A 15,935-nucleotide genomic window follows, 5' to 3' on the forward strand; every position below is an offset into this window, starting at 1 on the left:
AATGGGTTTAAATGGGTTGTTCGCGTGGATTGATAAATCCTCACCAGGCGATGTACGCGTAGCCGTCTTCCTGGTATTCCATCAGGGCCGCGGCACCGACCTGCTCGATACGGGCGAACTCCCGGATGTCGTCCGCGCTGTAACCCACGGTATCCATGGTGTTGCCGCAGGCGATCCACTCGACGTCGTAGTTCTTGGCGAACCCCTCGACGCGGGCATAGATCTCCTCGTCGACTTCGCGCATGGGCTCCTTGGCCAGGATGTGGATACCCTTGGCGAAGCAGGCCACGGCGATCTTCACGTTGCCGCCGTACTTGCCGATCATGGCGTTCATCGAGTTGAGCACGTGGGTCTGGTACTCCACGTCGCCGTGGTTGAGCTGGTAGATCACCTTGTGCGCCGGCTCGTCACCCGGGAAGAACAACTCCTCCTCGCCACCGCCGTCCTGCGCCTGTGCGCGGCCCAGTCCAAACGCGGCGCCGGCGCCCGCCATCGCGGTCATGAAACGGCGTCGATTCTTGAGAAAATCCTGCATGCCTCTACCTCTCTCATCCACAGCCCCTCGATCTATCGGGGGTCTGCCATCGTGGGTCAGAACGATCCGTCGATTACGCTTCCATGGCCTAGCGTGGCGGCCATGGAATCATGGTAGCTCATTAACGATTCAAGGACGGCCTTCCCGAGCCGGCCAGCCGCCGGGGCTCAGTCGCCGGAGCCAACCCGCATCAGCACGTAGCCGCCCTTCGCGTAGAGCACCTCGCCCGGCGTGCGCTCGGCCCGCTCGCTACGGGTTAGCAGGAGGTCGCCCTCCCGGACCTCGCGGCGCTCGACCACCTTCTGCGCGTAGACACCGAAGCTCGGCATGTTCATGTCGCGCATCACCAGCGGCCCCGGCAGATCACGCGCCATCAGGCCCGCATCGCGCACCGGCCCCTGCTGCATCTGGCCCACGGCGTTGAGCACCAACGCGTTGACCACCAGCGCGCAGGACAGTGCCACCGGGATCATCACCTTGGGCAGCGACCACGTGCGCGCCAGCCCGGCCGCAATGACCAGGGCCAGGGTGCCGCCGACGATGAGATACCACGACACGCCGAAGAACCGGTCCCGCTCGGCGAGCATGTCCTGCACGTAGGACGGCTTGATCTGGTCGAAGTTGATTTCCACCAGCCAGGGCAACAGCAGGACGAACAACAGGAACAGCGCCGGGGGCACCAGGTGCAGCCACCGGTGCCGGATGTGCGGCAGGTGCGAGGCCATCACCAGCATCAGGCCGACCAGGCCGTAGTTGAGGTAATGCGGCAGCTTGGTGCCGGAAAACGAGAACAGCAGCAGCGTCAGGCCGAACCAGATCCAGCCGAAGCGGCGCAGCGCCAGCGGCAACGAGGCCGGCTTGCCGTAGGCCGCCCGCCAGTCACTGGGCAGGTAGCGCAACGCGGTGAGCACCGCCCCGGTGAATGGCAACAGGGCGACCAGGGTGACCACCGGGTAGTACCACAGACCACCGGAATGGCCTTCCATCGGCTCGTCGAACCGACTGACGTTGTTCTTGAGGAAGAACTCGTCGATGAAGTACTGGCCGTGTTCGATCCAGACGGCGATGTACCACGGCAGCGCCACGGCGAGAAAGATCAGTATGCCCTGCCAGTCGAGCACCGCCCGCCACCAGTCGCGCCCGCGCGCCGTGACCAGGTAGAACGCGAAGCTCGCCAGCGCCGGAATGACCACCGCCACCGGCCCCTTGGTGAGAAACCCCAGTCCCATCGCCAGGTAGGCCCAGCGCACCCAGCGCCGTTCGCCGCTCACCCAGTGATTGAAGGTGGCGAACACCGCGGCGGTGAGAAAGAACAGCAGCACGGCATCGGAAATCGCCGCCTTGCCGACCACGGTGGTCATCAGCGAGGTGGCCGCGATCAACCCGGCGAAGAAGGCCGAGCGGCCACCCAGATACCGGTCGGCAAAGGCATAGATCAGCCCTACCCACGCCGCCGAGGCGAGCACCGACGGCAGGCGGAAGGCCCACTCGGTGAACCCGAACACCCCGACCGAGGCGGCCTGCAACCAGTAGATCAGCACCGGCTTGGCAAAGCGCGGCTCCTCGTTGAGGTACGGCGTGAGGAAGTCGCCACGCTCGAACATCGCCCAGGTCGCGCCGGTGAACGCCCCCTCGTCGAGGTCGAACAGGGGCAGGCTGGCAATGCCCCAGACGTAGCCGATCGCGACGGCCACGGCCAGGACGATCAGGTGAAAGCGGCGGGAATCGAGCATGGTGGTCGGTCTCATCACGAGCGGGTGGCCGGCAGGTGACCCGGTGGGCACTGGCGCGGGAGTATATCAATCGCCGCGCGGGGTTCCGCCGCTGGCCGGCAAATCTCGTTACAATGGGCGCTTCCGGTCATCGACCCGCCGCATCCAGCCTGCAGAAACGAGTTCCATGGACCTGTATCCCCTCCTCCGCCCCCTGCTGTTCCGCCTCGATCCGGAAACGGCCCACCGCGTCACGCTGACCCTGCTCGATCTCGCGGCCCGCACGCCGTGGTGCGGCATGCAGCGTCGCGGGGTCCCGGCGGACCCCACCACGGTCATGGGCCTGGACTTCCCCAACCGGGTCGGACTGGCCGCCGGCCTGGACAAGAACGCCGCGCACATCGCCGGCCTATCCTGCCTGGGCTTCGGCTTTCTCGAGGTGGGCACGCTGACCCCGCGCGCCCAGCCGGGCAATCCCGCGCCGCGCCTGTTCCGACTCACCGACGCCGAGGCCCTGATCAACCGGATGGGCTTCAACAACGACGGCATCGAGTCGGCGCTGGCGAACATCGCCGCCGCGCCGCGCAGCGTGCCGCTGGGCATCAACCTGGGCAAGAACTTCGACACCCCCATCGAGGGGGCACTCGACGATTACCGCACGGGGCTGGCCGCCGTGTATGACCAAGCCGATTACGTCACCATCAACATCTCCTCGCCCAACACTGCCAACCTGCGCAACCTCCAGGGCGGCGAGGCCTTCACCGCGCTGCTGGCCGGACTGGCCGAGGAACGCGAGCGCCTGCGCGACGAGAGCGGGCGACACGTGCCGCTTGCGATCAAGATCGCCCCGGACATCGAGGACGAGGAGTTCCCGGCACTGGTCGACGCGCTGGTCGCCCACGGCATCGATGCGGTGATCGCCACCAATACGACCATCGGGCGACCGCTGGTCTCGGGCCTGCCGCAGGCCGACGAAGCCGGCGGGCTCTCCGGCCGCCCGGTACGGGAGCGCTCGACCGAGGTGATCGCCGCCCTGCGCGAGCGCTTGCCGGACGATTTCCCGATCATCGGGGTGGGCGGTATCGATTCGGGAGACATGGCACTGGAGAAGATCCGCGCCGGCGCCGACCTGGTGCAGGTCTACACGGGACTCATCTACCGCGGCCCGCAGCTGGTGCGCGACGTGGCCCGCGCCCTGGCCGAGTCCGACGACTAAGGACTACGCCTGGCTCAACCGCCGCGACGTACGGCACAGACCGGGCAGCCCGGGTCCTGGCGATACTTGACGGTGCGCCACTCGGCATCCTTGAGATCGAACAGCGCCAGTCGGCCGACCAGCGGCCGGCCGGCCCCGGCAAGCACCTTGATTGCCTCGGCGGCCTGCAGGCTGCCGATCATGCCCACCAGCGGCGAGAGCACGCCGGTCTCGGCGCAGCGCAACTCGTCCTCACCCTCCTCGCGGTACAGGCAGCGATAACAGGGGGCGTCCGGATCGCGGTGATCGAACACGGTCACCTGGCCGGCCCACTGGATCGCCGCCCCGGAAACGAGCGGCACGCGCCGCTCGGCACATGCCGCGTTGAGCGCGAAACGCAGATCGAAGTTGTCCGAGCAATCGACCACCAGGTCGACCCGCTCCACCGCCTCGGCCAGGCGGTCGCCCGCCAGCTTCTCCTCGACCGGGACCAGCCGCACCTCGGGGTTGATCTCGGCCAGACGGGCGGCGGCGGAGGCCACCTTGCTCTGTCCGACACGCGCCTGGTCATGCACGATCTGACGCTGGAGGTTGGAGAGATCGACCCGGTCGAAGTCGGCCAGGTGAAGCTCGCCCACCCCGCTTGCAGCCAGGTACATCGAGACGGGCGAGCCGAGCCCGCCCAGCCCGACGATCAGCACGCGGGCATCGAGCAGGCGCTCCTGCCCCTCGTAATCCAGTCCATCGAGCATGATGTGGCGCCCGTAGCGCAGCAATTGGTCGTCTTTCATTGCCAGTCAATCGTCAGAATGAGCCATCGTTACGTGCCGGAACGCAAATGCCCGGCCAGGGGCCGGGCACCGAAGGGGTGATCGATCACCCGCTATTCATGACGCGGGATTACAGGTAATGGCGCCAGGGGTCGTCGGATCGGTCGCCCTGATCCTCGACGTGTCGCTCACGGACCGCGCCTGCCTCCCCGGTCGGCCGGTATTTCTGCGGCGGCAGGTTGCAGCCGTCCAGCCCCAGGGCCTCGCGCTGGTTCTGCTCGGTGTAATCGACCAGGGCGCACTTGAGCTTTTCCAAAAGCGCGGCGTCGAGGTGAAAGCCCGAGGCCTGCAGTGCCTGGCGGATGGCCTTCAGGCAGATGCCGGACAGGTCGTACTCGACCTCGAGGCAGAGCGGCCCGCGCCGTCTGGCGGCGATCACCCCCGGCAGCCACCGGGCGAACGCCTCCGCGGCTCGTGCCGGCTCACCTTCCTGGTGCGGGCCACGAAACCAGATTTCGTGCATCTTGATCAGTTGCTTGTCTTCCATGCCGGCGCCTTGCCTTCCGCCCTGTACGAGTCAAGACTAACGCAGTTAGGGAAGGTCTGCACGAATGCCATATCGCTCTGAGTGCCTTGATCACGAACGACTCACCAAGCCTTCAGTCGTATGGCATTCGTGCAGACCTTCCCTAGTCAGGCGAACCAAGATGGACGTATCGCGAGGATCAGCCGGGACGCCGCCCGCCGGTCACGCGCGGCTGCTTGCCGAGATCGCGCCGCGTCTCGATGGCCTCGAAACCGGCCTGGTCAAGCAGCGCCGCCACCGCGTCGGCCTGTTCGAACCCATGCTCGAACAAGAGCCAACCGCCCGGTCGCAAGACCGACGAGGCCTGCTCGACGATGCGCCGGTAGTCGGCCAGGCCGGCATCGGCGGCGACCAGGGCCTCGACCGGTTCGTGGCGCACGTCACCCAGACGCAGGTGCGGGTCGTCGGCGTCGATGTAGGGCGGATTGCTGACGATCAGATCGACCGATTCGGGGGCCACCGCGGACAGCCAGTCGCCCTGCCATATCCCCATGCCCACCGAGGCGCCCTGCTCGGCAAGAAAGGCGCGGTTCCGGGCCGCCAGTCGGGTCGCCGTCTCGCTGCGATCGACCGCGTGCACACAGGCAGCCGGCCGTTCGGCGGCGATCGACAGGCCGATCGCGCCCGTGCCCGTGCCCAGATCCAGCACGCAAGGAGCGGTCCGCTCGGGGAGCCGCTCGAGGGCCCACTCGACCAGGACCTCGGTGTCCGGCCGGGGAATCAGCACGCCCGGCGCGGTCTGGAAGCGATAGCGCCAGAAACCCCGTTCCCCGACCAGGTAGGCGACCGGCTCACCTGCCGCGCGCCGATCGCAGAGACGGTCGACGGCCGCGCGCGTGTCGGCGTCCAGGGGGCGGTCGCCCCGCAGCATCAGCGCCGTGGTATCCAGGCCGGTCACGAACCCGGCCAGCAGGCGGGCCTCGAACAAGGCCTCGCCCCGGTCGCAGCCGCGACCGGCGGCAATCCGTTCCGCCCCCCGGCGCAGCACAGTATCTAGGCTCTCGCCGGCACCCTCGTCCCCGATCACGCGCCTTCCTCGATCACATGCCGTCCTGGGCCAATGCCTCGAGCTGCTCGGCCTGGTCGGCCTGGCGCAGCGGCACCACCACCTGGGCGAGGTCGCCGTCGAGGATCTTGTCGAGCTGGTGGACCGTCAGGTTGATGCGGTGGTCGGTCACCCGCCCCTGCGGGAAGTTGTAGGTGCGGATACGGTCGGAACGATCGCCGCTTCCCACCAGGGCCTTGCGACTCGCCGCCGTCGCCGCCGCCTGTTCCCGGCGCGCCTCGTCGGCGAGCTTTGCCGCCAGCAGGTCCATGGCCCGGGCGCGGTTCTTGTGCTGGGAACGCTCCTCCTGACACTCGACCACCGTACCGGTGGGCAGGTGCGTGATGCGGATGGCCGAGTCGGTCTTGTTGACGTGCTGACCGCCGGCACCCGAGGCGCGGAACGTATCGACGCGCAGGTCGCCCGCGTTGATCTCCGGCGCCTCGGCGGCCGGGATCACCGGCATGACCGCCACGGTGGCCGCCGAGGTGTGGATGCGACCCTGGGTCTCGGTGACCGGCACGCGTTGCACGCGGTGCGCGCCGGACTCGAACTTCAGCCAGGCGTAGACGCCATCGCCGCTGACCCGACTGATCAATTCACGGTAACCGCCGTGCTCGCCCTCGGAGGCGGACAGCACCTCGACCTTCCAGCCCTGGGATTCGGCGAAGCGCCCGTACATGCGAAACAGGTCGCCGGCGAAGATGGCGGCCTCGTCACCGCCGGCCCCGGCGCGGATCTCGAGGAACACGTCGCCCTCGTCGTTCGGGTCCTCGGGCAGGAGCTGGCGCTCGATCTCCGCGTCCAGTTCGGCGTGGCGCGACTCGAGCTCGGCCAGTTCCTCGCGCGCCATCTCGGCCATGTCGGGATCATCGCCCTCGACCAGCGCGCGTGCCTCGGTCAGGTCGCGTTCGATGGCTCGATAGGCTTCGACATTCCTCACCAGCGATTCGAGCTTGGCGTATTCGCGCGACAGGCGCTGGAAGCGTTCCTGGTCGCCGATCACCTCGGGGTCGGCGAGCAGAGCGGTGACTTCCTCGAAACGTTCGACAAGGCTGTCGAGCCGGGCGGCCAGGGCGTGATGCATAGAGGGGATTCGGGTACGAAAAAGTGAGGGGAACGAACAGTCACAGGAGCGGCGCCCGGCCGAGTGGCGGGCGCAGGGCCTTTGCTAGCGCTCGCGGTCGTCGTTCGGATTGCGATTGCCCCACTGACCCACGGGCAAGGCGCGCTGGGCCAGCGACTCGGCGTCCTCGTCGAGGCCGACCACGTGGGAGACGCTCTGGACGGTGGCGAGATCGCCGCTGACACAGGCCTGGCGGAGCACCACCGTCGGCTGGTGGATCAGACGGTTGGTGAGCGTGCGGGCCAGGTAGTCGAGCGCCTCCTGCGGATCACGCCCCGACTGCATCATGGAGCGCGCCCGGGCGAGGGTTTCGTCGCGCATGGCCTCGGCACGACGCCGGTAGTTACGGATCAGCTCGGCGCCGGTCTGCAACTGCACCCATTGCAGGAAATGCTCGACCTGCACGTCGATGATCTCCTCGGCCTGCTCGGCGGCCTCGCGGCGGCTGCGCTGGCCCTCGTCGATCACCGTCTTGAGGTCGTCGACCGTGTAGAGATACACGTCCTGCAGGTTGCCCACCTGCGGCTCGATGTCGCGCGGCACGGCGATGTCGACCATGAAGATGGGGCGACGCTTGCGCTCGCGGATCGCCTGCTCGACCGCGCCCTTGCCGAGCACCGGCAGGGAACTGCCGGTCGAGGAGATCACGATGTCGGCCCGGTGCAGGTGGGCGGGGATGTCGCCCAGGCCGATGGCGCTGCCCTGGTACTGCTCGGCGAGCATGTGGGCACGCTCGATCGACCGGTTGGCGACGATCACCTTGGTCAGGCCGGCCGACTGCAGGTGGCGCGCGCACAGCTCGATCGTCTCGCCGGCACCGATCAGCAGCGCGGTCTTTTCCTCGAGCGAACCGAAGATCTGGCGCGCCAGGCTCACGGCGGCGAAGGCCACCGACACGGGGGAGGCACCGATCTGCGTGTCGGTGCGCACCTGCTTGGCCACGGCGAAGGTGTTCTGGAACAGGCGACCCAGGATCGGGCCCAGGGCATTGGCGTCCTGCGCGAGCGTGAACGCGTCCTTGATCTGGCCGAGGATCTGCGGCTCGCCCAGCACCATCGAGTCGAGCCCGCAGGCCACGCGCATCAGGTGGCGAATGGCCGATTCGTCGGTGTGGGCATAGACGTAAGGGGCCAGCGCCTCGGGCGACATCTGGTGGAACGTCGCCAGCCACTCGACCAGCTCGTCGGTGACGCACTCGGCGTGGGTGTAGATCTCGGTGCGGTTGCAGGTCGAGACGATCGCCGCCTCGCGCGCGCCGCCGTCGTCAAGCAATTCCTTGAGCGCGTTGTGCACGCGATCGGGGCCGAACGCGATCCGCTCGCGCACGTCCACCGGTGCGGTCTTGTGGTTAACCCCGAAGGCGATCAGTGACATGGCGGAATTATAGCCTCGCACACCCGAGTTTGACGATCCCCGCGGGCATCACCAGTTACCCCGCCGGCCGATACCGCCCAGCCGCCGGTCGAGCGACCGGCCCAGACGGCCGGGCCAGTAGCGCAGGGTACCGACGAACAGCGCCGCCACCCCGATCAGTGCGACCAGCCAGTTGGCCCACACGCCCTGCGGGTAACCCACGTCCACCCAGGGGGCCCCGAGCGCGCACACCGCGCAGACGAACACCGCGACCGGCACGGGCCAGCGGGCGTGACGCGCCGCCGGCCACCGATCGACCAGCCAGACCGCCGCGACCACCGACACCAGGCCGACGATCGCCCCGGCGAGCACGTCGGTCGGCCAGTGCACGCCGGCAACCATGCGCGAGATGCCCATGATCGAGGCCACCGCCAGCAGCAGCGCCACCCAGGGCCAGCGCGGCCGCAGCCCGAGGATCAGGAGGCCGGCAAAGGTAAACGCCGTCACGGTGTGACCGGAGGGAAACGCCTCGGAACGGATCGAATGCCCAATCAGGTGGAAGGCATCCGACCCGAGCACGCCGGGCGGGCGCAGGATGTCCAGGCCGGGTTTGAGCGTGTGGGTGATTGCCGTGGCGACGATCGCGGCGAACAGCATCAGGATCGCCAGGCGCGGGCGCCAGAGGACAAACGGCAACAACAGCCCGAGCGTGAGCCAGGTATCGGCCAGGGCGTTGATGCCGGCCCAGAACGGCTGGGTTGCCTCGACGCCCCCGAGCGCGTTGAAGACATGAAACAGCGACTCACGGGCACCCGGCCAGACGAACACGCCCGCCAGCAGCACGGCGGCGGTCAGCACGAACGCCCAGACCAGCTGGGTGGCCGTGTCCGGGTCGCGGGCCAACTGAGGCTGGTGGCTCATGCGGATTCCTCCCCGGCGGTTCGTTCCCCGCCCCGCTCGACCGCGTTGGGCATCCTGAAGGCATCGTTCTCGCCGGCGGCATCGAAGCGCGCCGGCAGGTGGTAGGTGCGCACATCACGTGACTCGTAGTAGGTCCGCGACAGCATCTCGGAGAGCACGCCGGTGGTCAGCATCTGCACCCCGATCAGGATGAACAGGATCGAGACCAGCAGCAGCGGCCGGTCGCCGATGTCGTGGCCGAGGATCTTCTCGATCAACAGGTAGAACATCCCCAGGCCGCCCAGCAGGCCGAACCCCGTGCCCAGCAGGCCGAAAAAGTGCGCCGGTCGCGCCGAGAAGCGCATGAAGAAGTAGACGCTGATCAGGTCGATGATCACGCGGAAGGTGCGCGACAGGCCGTACTTGGAGGTGCCCGCGGTGCGCGGGTGGTGGGTAACCACCTCCTCGGCGATCCGGCTCGGTGCCGTCTGGGTGGCCAGCCAGGCCGGAATGAAGCGGTGCATCTCGCCGTACAGGCGCACGCCCTTGATTACGTCGGCGCGGAACACCTTGAGGCTGCAGCCGTAGTCGTGGAGGTTGACGCCGGTCAGTCGACGGATCAGACGGTTGGCCAGCCACGAGGGCACCTTGCGTACCCAGTTGTCCTTGCGATCGCGCCGCCAGCCGGCAACCAGGTCAAGGTCCTCGCGCAGCAGCCGGTCGACCATGCGCGGGATGTCGATGGGGTCGTTCTGCAGATCGCCGTCCATCGTGACGATCACCTCGCCCCGGGCGAGATCGATCCCCGCCTGCATCGCCGCGGTCTGGCCGAAGTTGCGGGTGAGCGGGATCGGACGGACGTGCGAACCGAAGGCCTCCCGTGCCTCGCGAATGCGCGCGACCGTGGCGTCCGACGACCCGTCGTCGACCAACAACAACTCCCACGCTCCGGTATACTCGGCCAATGCCTCGTGCACCCGATCGACCAGTGGCGAGACGTTCTCCTGCTCGTTGAACATCGGCACGACGATGGAAAGCGGCGCGGCAAGTTGGGTTGTCATGGCGTGGGGCACCCCGTGGGAATGACTCGATGTCGGGTGGTGTGGTTGACGCATGTCCAATGCCGGGGCTCGGCGTCCCGGCATTGACCGGCGTGGCAGTCATCGCGCAAGCGAGACGAGACGGCACCCACGTCAAACCGCGGGGGCAGTGTACGGCAGGAACGCCAGCCACCGCCACCACCCGGGCGGGTGCCGAATCCCGATTGCCGTCGCTACCGACCCGTTTTTCCGCAACGATTCGCCCCGGGCACCGGGGGCGATCCGACTTGACCCAAATCCGTAACGGCTTGATCCTCCATCCACGCATGAGCCACGGCCTACCTTCTATTGAACTCGCCTTTTCCGACGCGTCGACCCCACTCGGGGAGGCGCCCTCACTGCTGTTCCGGCCCTACCCGGCCACGTGTCCGCTGATGAGTCCGTCACCACGATGAGCATCCCGGACACCACCCGCCGCATCGAGGCCCTCGCCCGATCGCTCGGCGAACGCCTGGCGCGTGACGAGGCAATCGCCGCCCTGCTCGAGACCATCGCCGCCTGTTACCCCACCCTGTCTCGCAGCGCCGTCTTTCTCAGCGAGGACGGACGGCTGCTCGCGGCAAGCAACGATTTCGACCGCTCCCTGATCCCGGACGCCACCGCCGCCGGCAACTCGGGACCGGGGATCGAGGACATCGAGGACCGCCTGTTTCTCCAGGCGCTCGGCCCGGAGAGCGATACCCCCGGCTACTGGGCGATCGAGACCCAAGCCCCCCTGCCCGAGCCGGACACGCTCTCCGCCCTGACGCGGTGCGTCGATCACCTGTTCGCCAGCCACCGTCCGGACGCCGCCGAACAAAAGCAGCGCCAACGCCAGCGCATCGAGCGGCTCGAGCGCGACCAGGCACTGATGCAGTCGCTGCTTGCCCAGATCGACACCCTGATCCTGGCGGACGACGAGCAGCGCATGCTGGAGGTGGTCTGCACCCAACTGGTGGAAACCGGCCTGTTTCTCGGCGCCTGGGTCGCACCAGCCGATCACGGCACGGCACCGATCGCCACCGGCGGGGCCAGCGAGGTCATCGACCGGCCGGACCCGCAGGTGCAGCGCACCATCGATGACGGGATACGGCGCGCCCATGCCCTGGTGGACGCCGGACGCCGGTTGGTGATCGACGAGCGCATCGCCGCGCCCTTTGCCGCGCTCAACTGGTTCGACACACCACCGCTTGCCGCGCTGGTCCCCCTGTCGCGAGGCGGACGGCTGTGGGCCTTCCTGGTGATCGTCGCCGCGGCCGAATCGGACCTCGACCAGCAGGTAACCGAGGTCCTGGTGCACCTGGGCGAACTGGTCAACCGCAGCCTGGAACAGCTCGACCTGCGCGACCGGCTCGACGAGGAACAGCAACGCAACACCTATCTCGCCTACCACGACCCGCTCACCAACCTGGCCAACCGGCGTGCCGTCGACGCCGAGCTGCCCAAAGCGCTGGCACGGGCCGACCGCCACAACCAGATGCTGGCCGTCGCCCTGCTCGACCTCGACGACTTCAAGCCGATCAACGACCGCTTCGGGCACGCCGCCGGCGACGAGATGCTGATGACGCTCGCCGCGCGCCTCAAGGGGGCGATCCGCGACACCGACACGGCCGCCCGGCTGGGCGGCGACGAATTCCTGCTGATACTCGAGGACATCGAGGACGATGCCGGCCTGACGCGGGTGCTCGACCGCGTCGCCACCACGATTCGTCGACCGATCTCGCTTGAGGACGGGCTCGAGGTGCATGCCAACGGCTCGATCGGCGTGACCCGCTACCCCCTCGACGACAGCGCGCCCGAGCAGTTGATCCGCAACGCCGATGCCGCGCTGTACGCCGCCAAGAACAGCAAGTCGATCCGCACGCAGGACTGGGTCATCTGGGAACGGGAAACCACGCAACGCCACTCGGACCTGCCCGAGATGTCGGAAACCATTCCCGCCTATGGACCGGCGGCCCGGATGTTGCTCGAGCGCATCCAGCCGGAGGTGAGCCGTCTCAGCGAGGATTTCATCGATCGCTTCTACGCCGAGCTCTCCCGGCAGGAATCGATCCGTACCGTGCTCGGTCACCTGTCCGCCCGTGAATACGACGGGCTCAAGCACCAGCAGGCCGAGCACCTGGCCTTTCTGCTCGCCCCGGACCTCGGCGAGGAGCAACACGCCAATCGCGCGCGTCAGATCGGCCACGTGCATGCCCTGGCGGGCGTGTCGCCCAGCGATCTCGTCCGGGCGATCACGGTCTACATGCACGAGTTCAACGAGACCTTCAACCGCGCCCACCTCAACCAGCGCCACCAGAATCGGCTCGAGCGGGTGTTCACCGAGCGGTTGAGCATGGAGCTTTCCCACCAGCTCGCCGCCGGCCAGGCCGTCGACGACGAGTTCCACGCCGCCCTGGTGGAGATCGACCAGCGCCGCCGCAACGAACACAACTGGCCGGACTTCAACGAGCACCTGCTCGATACCCTGACGGGCCTGCCCGGCATCACGGGCGTGGCGATTCTCTCACCCAATGCCGACGGCCGTTTCGTTGCCAACTACGCCGAGGGGGACGACCTGTTCGCCCGATCGAACGACCGGGCCGACACCCATCCCACCCTGGATCTCAAGCGCCCCGAGTCGGCCCATCCAGTTTCGGCCGCCTACCGCCAGGCGCGCGTGGTGCGCATGGACAACACCCTCGACGACCCAGCGGGCGCGCCCTGGGCCACGCGGGCCGACGCCGCGGGCATTCGCAGCACGGTCGCCGTGCCGATCCTCGACAACCGCGACCAGCCCATCGCCGTGATCTGCCTGCAGGGGCGCATCCCCGGCATGTTCGCCAGCGCCCGGCTGCAGGGGTTCGCCGGCCAGTTGATGGCCCTGGTCAGCCAGGCCTGGCGACAGATCCGCAGTCCGGCGGCCCTGCTCTATGCCAAGGGCGATTACGACCGCTGGCGTCAGGCCTTCTACGACGGCGGTTTGGAGATGATCTTCCAGCCGGTCATCGACGTGCAGACGGGTCGCCTGACCACGCTCGAGGCGCTGGCGCGCCTGTATCTGCCCAGTGGCGAGGTCATCCTGCCCAACATGTTCATCCCCTGGCTCAACGACGGCCAGGTGATGCGCCTGTTCGAGATCGGGCTGGACCAGTCACTCGCCTGCCTGCGCGACATCGAGGCCCGCCATGGCCCGTCGTTGTCGGTGGCGATCAACCTGCCGGTGGGGGTGTTGATGGACCCGGCCACGCCCGGGCACGTCCGGGCCGCGCTCGACCGCCACGGGGTCAGTCCCCAGCGAGTGACCCTCGAGTTGCTCGAGCAGGGCGACACCGGCTTCGAGCCGCGCGATCTCGCCCGCCCCATGCAGCGCCTCGGGGAACTGGGCATCAACCTCGCGATGGACGACCTGGGTTCCGGGTACAACAACCTCTTGCGCCTGCGCAGCCTGCCCTTCAACACGGTCAAGGTCGACCAGGGAATGGTGCGCGCCGCCCAGCACGAGCCGGGCCGCGTGCTCACCTTCATCGCCTCGATGATCCAGATGGCCCAGGCCCTGGAACTGCGCACGGTGGTCGAGGGCCTGGAAACGCCCGACCTGATCGAGGCCACCGCCCTGCTCGGCGGTCAGCTCGGCCAGGGCTACGCCATCGCCCGCCCCATGCGACGTACTGAGCTCGCCGGCTGGATGACGCGCTTCGACTTCGTCACCAACCCCGCTCGGCCGCGCACCGCACTGGGTGCCATGGCCGCGCTCTGGGGACTGCGCTCGCTGGGTCGAGCCCACCTGGAAAACTCCGACCGCCACCACCGCCTGCGCGCCGCGGCCGCCTGGTGGGCCACGGAGAACCTCGACCGGCACCGGCATCTCGCCACCGGCATCCTGGCGTTGCTCCAGGAGTTTCACGATGGCGGGATACCGGGGGCGACCTTCGAGGCCCGGTTGCAGGGGTTCATGAACACCCTCGACCAGCTGATCCGCGACACGGCGGCCGAGGAATCCGCCGACTAGTCGCCGCTCGGGGTCGCGGTACGCGTGGCGGTTGGGGCCGGACGAGAGATCAGCAGCGATAGCGTCGCGGCCAGTAGCGCCGTGCCCAGCACGAACAGATGCAGGTTGACCGCCGCGGCCAGCACGGTGCGGGGCTCGTCGACCAATGGCGCGATCAGCAGCGCCACCCCGGCCTCGTAGGTACCGAACCCGCCCGGGGCATGCACCGGCAATACCGTAGTCAGATCCCCGCCGATCGCTCCGAGCACCCCCGCGGCAAACCCGACCGGGGCGAACGCGGCCAGCACCCAGCCGAGCGCGGCAAGCTTGACCAGCCAGTTCGCCCAGGTCCAGAACAGCGTGGCGACAAACCGCCCCGGACGATCGGGCAGGCTGGCGAGCATCTCCGCCCCTTTCGCCGCGAAGCGGCCCTCGCGCCGGACCAGGAGACCATGCAAGCCATGGCGCAAGGCAAAGGCCCCGACGGGCGCGGCCAGCAACAGCGCCACCAGCCCCGCGAGCACGCCCCCCGACAGGCCCAGCAGGTGACCGCCGGCGGCCAGACCGATCAGCAACACCACCTGCAGATCGAGCAGGCGAAACCACAACAGCACCGGCACGCTCTCCAGCGGCGAGAGCCGGTAGTAGCGCTGCATGAGCACCGGGAAGGCCACCTCGCCGGCGCGCATCGGCAGCAGGTTGTTCATCAGGTTGTGCCAGTTGGCCAGGCGGAACGCCGACCAGAACCGGCCGGACAATCGGTCCGGGAAGTAGCGCGTGATGCGCAGCGTGCGGATCACGTAGCTCGCCAGCATCAAGACCAGCGCCACCGCCAGGGCCCAGGGGTCGATCGACAGCCAGGGCGCGACCAGCCGGGCCGGCCCCACCCAGATGACCGCCGCCCCGAGCAGCGCCAGCACCGCCAGCCAGCTGACCACGGACAACGCACGGCCGGTGGTCGTGTTCACGATGCGCCCTCGGGGTTTCGATGGCACGTGCGGGCCACCGCCGTGCCGATTTCGACGGCATGCGCCTTGGGCGGCATGGGGTAATTGGGCATAATGTTCGTTTGCTCCGTGGCGTGGCCGGCGGCGGCCCGGGTATTCGAGCCTCAATGCGCAGGATACCGATCGGCGGCCGGCCTCGCAGCACCCACGGACCCGGACATCGAGCGCGCCCGACAACCGAGATGAGCGAGATCGTATTTCACCTGATCGACGACCCGGCCGAGGATGCCTTCTGGTACTTCGCCGCCGAACTCTGCGCCGAACAGGCCGAGGCCGAGCATCCCACCTACGTGGTCTGCGCCAACCTCGCCCACGTCGAGGGCTTCGACGACTATCTCTGGTCCTATCGCGGTGATCGCTTCGTGCCGCACACGGCCGACCCCGAGGACGCCGACCACGCGCCGATCTTCATCGGCTGCGACCCCGAGGCCGGCGGCTTTGCCCGCGTGATCAACCTCACCGGCGCGACGATCCCGCGCGCCGGCGAACGCGAGCGCATCGACGAGGTCATCCCGGCCGGCGACCAGCCCCGTGCCGATGCCCGCGACCGCTGGCGGCAGTACAAGGCCGCCGGCGTCGCCGTCGACCACAACCGCGTCGACTCGGTGCGCCCCGACGACGCCTGATCCCCCGACGAGACCCGGGCACGGCCGCCCC

General features: G+C 68.3%; 13 protein-coding genes. 3 read left to right on the forward strand and 10 right to left on the reverse strand.

The features are described from left to right. Window positions 1-40: 40 nt before the first annotated feature. Both LV475_RS00060 and LV475_RS00065 read right to left on the reverse strand, forming a co-directional pair. Window positions 41-535: a DsrE family protein gene (locus LV475_RS00060; protein WP_250105520.1), complete on the reverse strand. Its 495-nt coding sequence runs from the start codon at window positions 533-535 to the stop codon at window positions 41-43. Between the two features lie 167 nt (window positions 536-702). Continuing rightward, a complete protein-coding gene (locus LV475_RS00065; RefSeq protein ID WP_250105521.1) occupies window positions 703-2,268 on the reverse strand; it encodes an ArnT family glycosyltransferase in 1,566 nt (521 codons plus the stop codon). Between the two features lie 166 nt (window positions 2,269-2,434). Between LV475_RS00065 and LV475_RS00070 the strand changes: the two genes are divergently transcribed. Further along, the gene (locus tag LV475_RS00070; RefSeq protein WP_250105522.1) at window positions 2,435-3,463 is read left to right on the forward strand and encodes a quinone-dependent dihydroorotate dehydrogenase; all 1,029 of its coding nucleotides are present in this window, start codon (window positions 2,435-2,437) and stop codon (window positions 3,461-3,463) included. A gap of 14 nt (window positions 3,464-3,477) precedes the next feature. On the opposite strand, the gene LV475_RS00075 is transcribed toward LV475_RS00070, so the two are convergent. The 7 genes from LV475_RS00075 to LV475_RS00105 form a co-directional block, all read right to left on the reverse strand. After that, window positions 3,478-4,233: a HesA/MoeB/ThiF family protein gene (locus LV475_RS00075; protein ID WP_250105523.1), complete on the reverse strand. Its 756-nt coding sequence runs from the start codon at window positions 4,231-4,233 to the stop codon at window positions 3,478-3,480. 109 nt (window positions 4,234-4,342) lie between these two features. After that, window positions 4,343-4,759: a hypothetical protein gene (locus LV475_RS00080; RefSeq protein ID WP_250105524.1), complete on the reverse strand. Its 417-nt coding sequence runs from the start codon at window positions 4,757-4,759 to the stop codon at window positions 4,343-4,345. 178 nt (window positions 4,760-4,937) lie between these two features. Beyond that, complete coding sequence (gene prmC / locus LV475_RS00085) at window positions 4,938-5,825, reverse strand: peptide chain release factor N(5)-glutamine methyltransferase (protein ID WP_136866875.1); 888 nt, start codon at window positions 5,823-5,825, stop codon at window positions 4,938-4,940. Window positions 5,826-5,838: 13 nt separating this feature from the next. After that, complete coding sequence (prfA, locus tag LV475_RS00090; RefSeq protein WP_136866876.1) at window positions 5,839-6,930, reverse strand: peptide chain release factor 1; 1,092 nt, start codon at window positions 6,928-6,930, stop codon at window positions 5,839-5,841. A gap of 84 nt (window positions 6,931-7,014) precedes the next feature. After that, window positions 7,015-8,343 (reverse strand): glutamyl-tRNA reductase, encoded by a 1,329-nt coding sequence (gene hemA, locus LV475_RS00095; protein ID WP_250105525.1) that lies wholly within the window; start codon window positions 8,341-8,343, stop codon window positions 7,015-7,017. Between the two features lie 48 nt (window positions 8,344-8,391). Further along, window positions 8,392-9,243: a phosphatase PAP2 family protein gene (locus tag LV475_RS00100; RefSeq protein ID WP_136866878.1), complete on the reverse strand. Its 852-nt coding sequence runs from the start codon at window positions 9,241-9,243 to the stop codon at window positions 8,392-8,394. Then, window positions 9,240-10,283, reverse strand: a complete 1,044-nt coding sequence (locus tag LV475_RS00105) for a glycosyltransferase family 2 protein (protein WP_136866879.1) — start codon at window positions 10,281-10,283, stop codon at window positions 9,240-9,242. Before LV475_RS00105 ends, LV475_RS00100 begins: the two co-directional genes overlap by 4 nt. Before the next feature lie 430 nt (window positions 10,284-10,713). On the opposite strand from LV475_RS00105, the gene LV475_RS00110 reads away from it, so the two are divergent. Further along, window positions 10,714-14,292 (forward strand): EAL domain-containing protein, encoded by a 3,579-nt coding sequence (locus tag LV475_RS00110; protein ID WP_250105526.1) that lies wholly within the window; start codon window positions 10,714-10,716, stop codon window positions 14,290-14,292. Here the strand turns inward: LV475_RS00110 and LV475_RS00115 are convergent. After that, window positions 14,289-15,239, reverse strand: coding sequence for a lysylphosphatidylglycerol synthase transmembrane domain-containing protein (locus LV475_RS00115; protein WP_250105527.1), 951 nt, complete (start codon window positions 15,237-15,239; stop codon window positions 14,289-14,291). The genes LV475_RS00110 and LV475_RS00115 overlap by 4 nt on opposite strands. A 221-nt stretch (window positions 15,240-15,460) precedes the next feature. Between LV475_RS00115 and LV475_RS00120 the strand changes: the two genes are divergently transcribed. Further along, window positions 15,461-15,904, forward strand: coding sequence for a DNA polymerase III subunit chi (locus LV475_RS00120; protein ID WP_169303589.1), 444 nt, complete (start codon window positions 15,461-15,463; stop codon window positions 15,902-15,904). Window positions 15,905-15,935: the final 31 nt, after the last annotated feature.

It is taken from the genome of Guyparkeria hydrothermalis (assembly GCF_023555375.1).
Classification (GTDB): domain Bacteria; phylum Pseudomonadota; class Gammaproteobacteria; order Halothiobacillales; family Halothiobacillaceae; genus Guyparkeria; species Guyparkeria hydrothermalis.

What these genes read in the sequence shown, in the direction of transcription:
- LV475_RS00100 (WP_136866878.1), bottom strand. Translation starts at nt 9,243, where the DNA reads ATGAGCCACCAGCCTCAGTTGGCCCGCGACCCGGACACGGCCACCCAG.
- LV475_RS00060 (WP_250105520.1), bottom strand. Translation starts at nt 535, where the DNA reads ATGCAGGATTTTCTCAAGAATCGACGCCGTTTCATGACCGCGATGGCG.
- LV475_RS00110 (WP_250105526.1), top strand. Translation starts at nt 10,714, where the DNA reads ATGAGCATCCCGGACACCACCCGCCGCATCGAGGCCCTCGCCCGATCG.
- LV475_RS00105 (WP_136866879.1), bottom strand. Translation starts at nt 10,283, where the DNA reads ATGACAACCCAACTTGCCGCGCCGCTTTCCATCGTCGTGCCGATGTTC.
- prfA (WP_136866876.1), bottom strand. Translation starts at nt 6,930, where the DNA reads ATGCATCACGCCCTGGCCGCCCGGCTCGACAGCCTTGTCGAACGTTTC.
- hemA (WP_250105525.1), bottom strand. Translation starts at nt 8,343, where the DNA reads ATGTCACTGATCGCCTTCGGGGTTAACCACAAGACCGCACCGGTGGAC.
- LV475_RS00120 (WP_169303589.1), top strand. Translation starts at nt 15,461, where the DNA reads ATGAGCGAGATCGTATTTCACCTGATCGACGACCCGGCCGAGGATGCC.
- LV475_RS00065 (WP_250105521.1), bottom strand. Translation starts at nt 2,268, where the DNA reads ATGCTCGATTCCCGCCGCTTTCACCTGATCGTCCTGGCCGTGGCCGTC.
- LV475_RS00075 (WP_250105523.1), bottom strand. Translation starts at nt 4,233, where the DNA reads ATGAAAGACGACCAATTGCTGCGCTACGGGCGCCACATCATGCTCGAT.
- LV475_RS00080 (WP_250105524.1), bottom strand. Translation starts at nt 4,759, where the DNA reads ATGGAAGACAAGCAACTGATCAAGATGCACGAAATCTGGTTTCGTGGC.
- LV475_RS00070 (WP_250105522.1), top strand. Translation starts at nt 2,435, where the DNA reads ATGGACCTGTATCCCCTCCTCCGCCCCCTGCTGTTCCGCCTCGATCCG.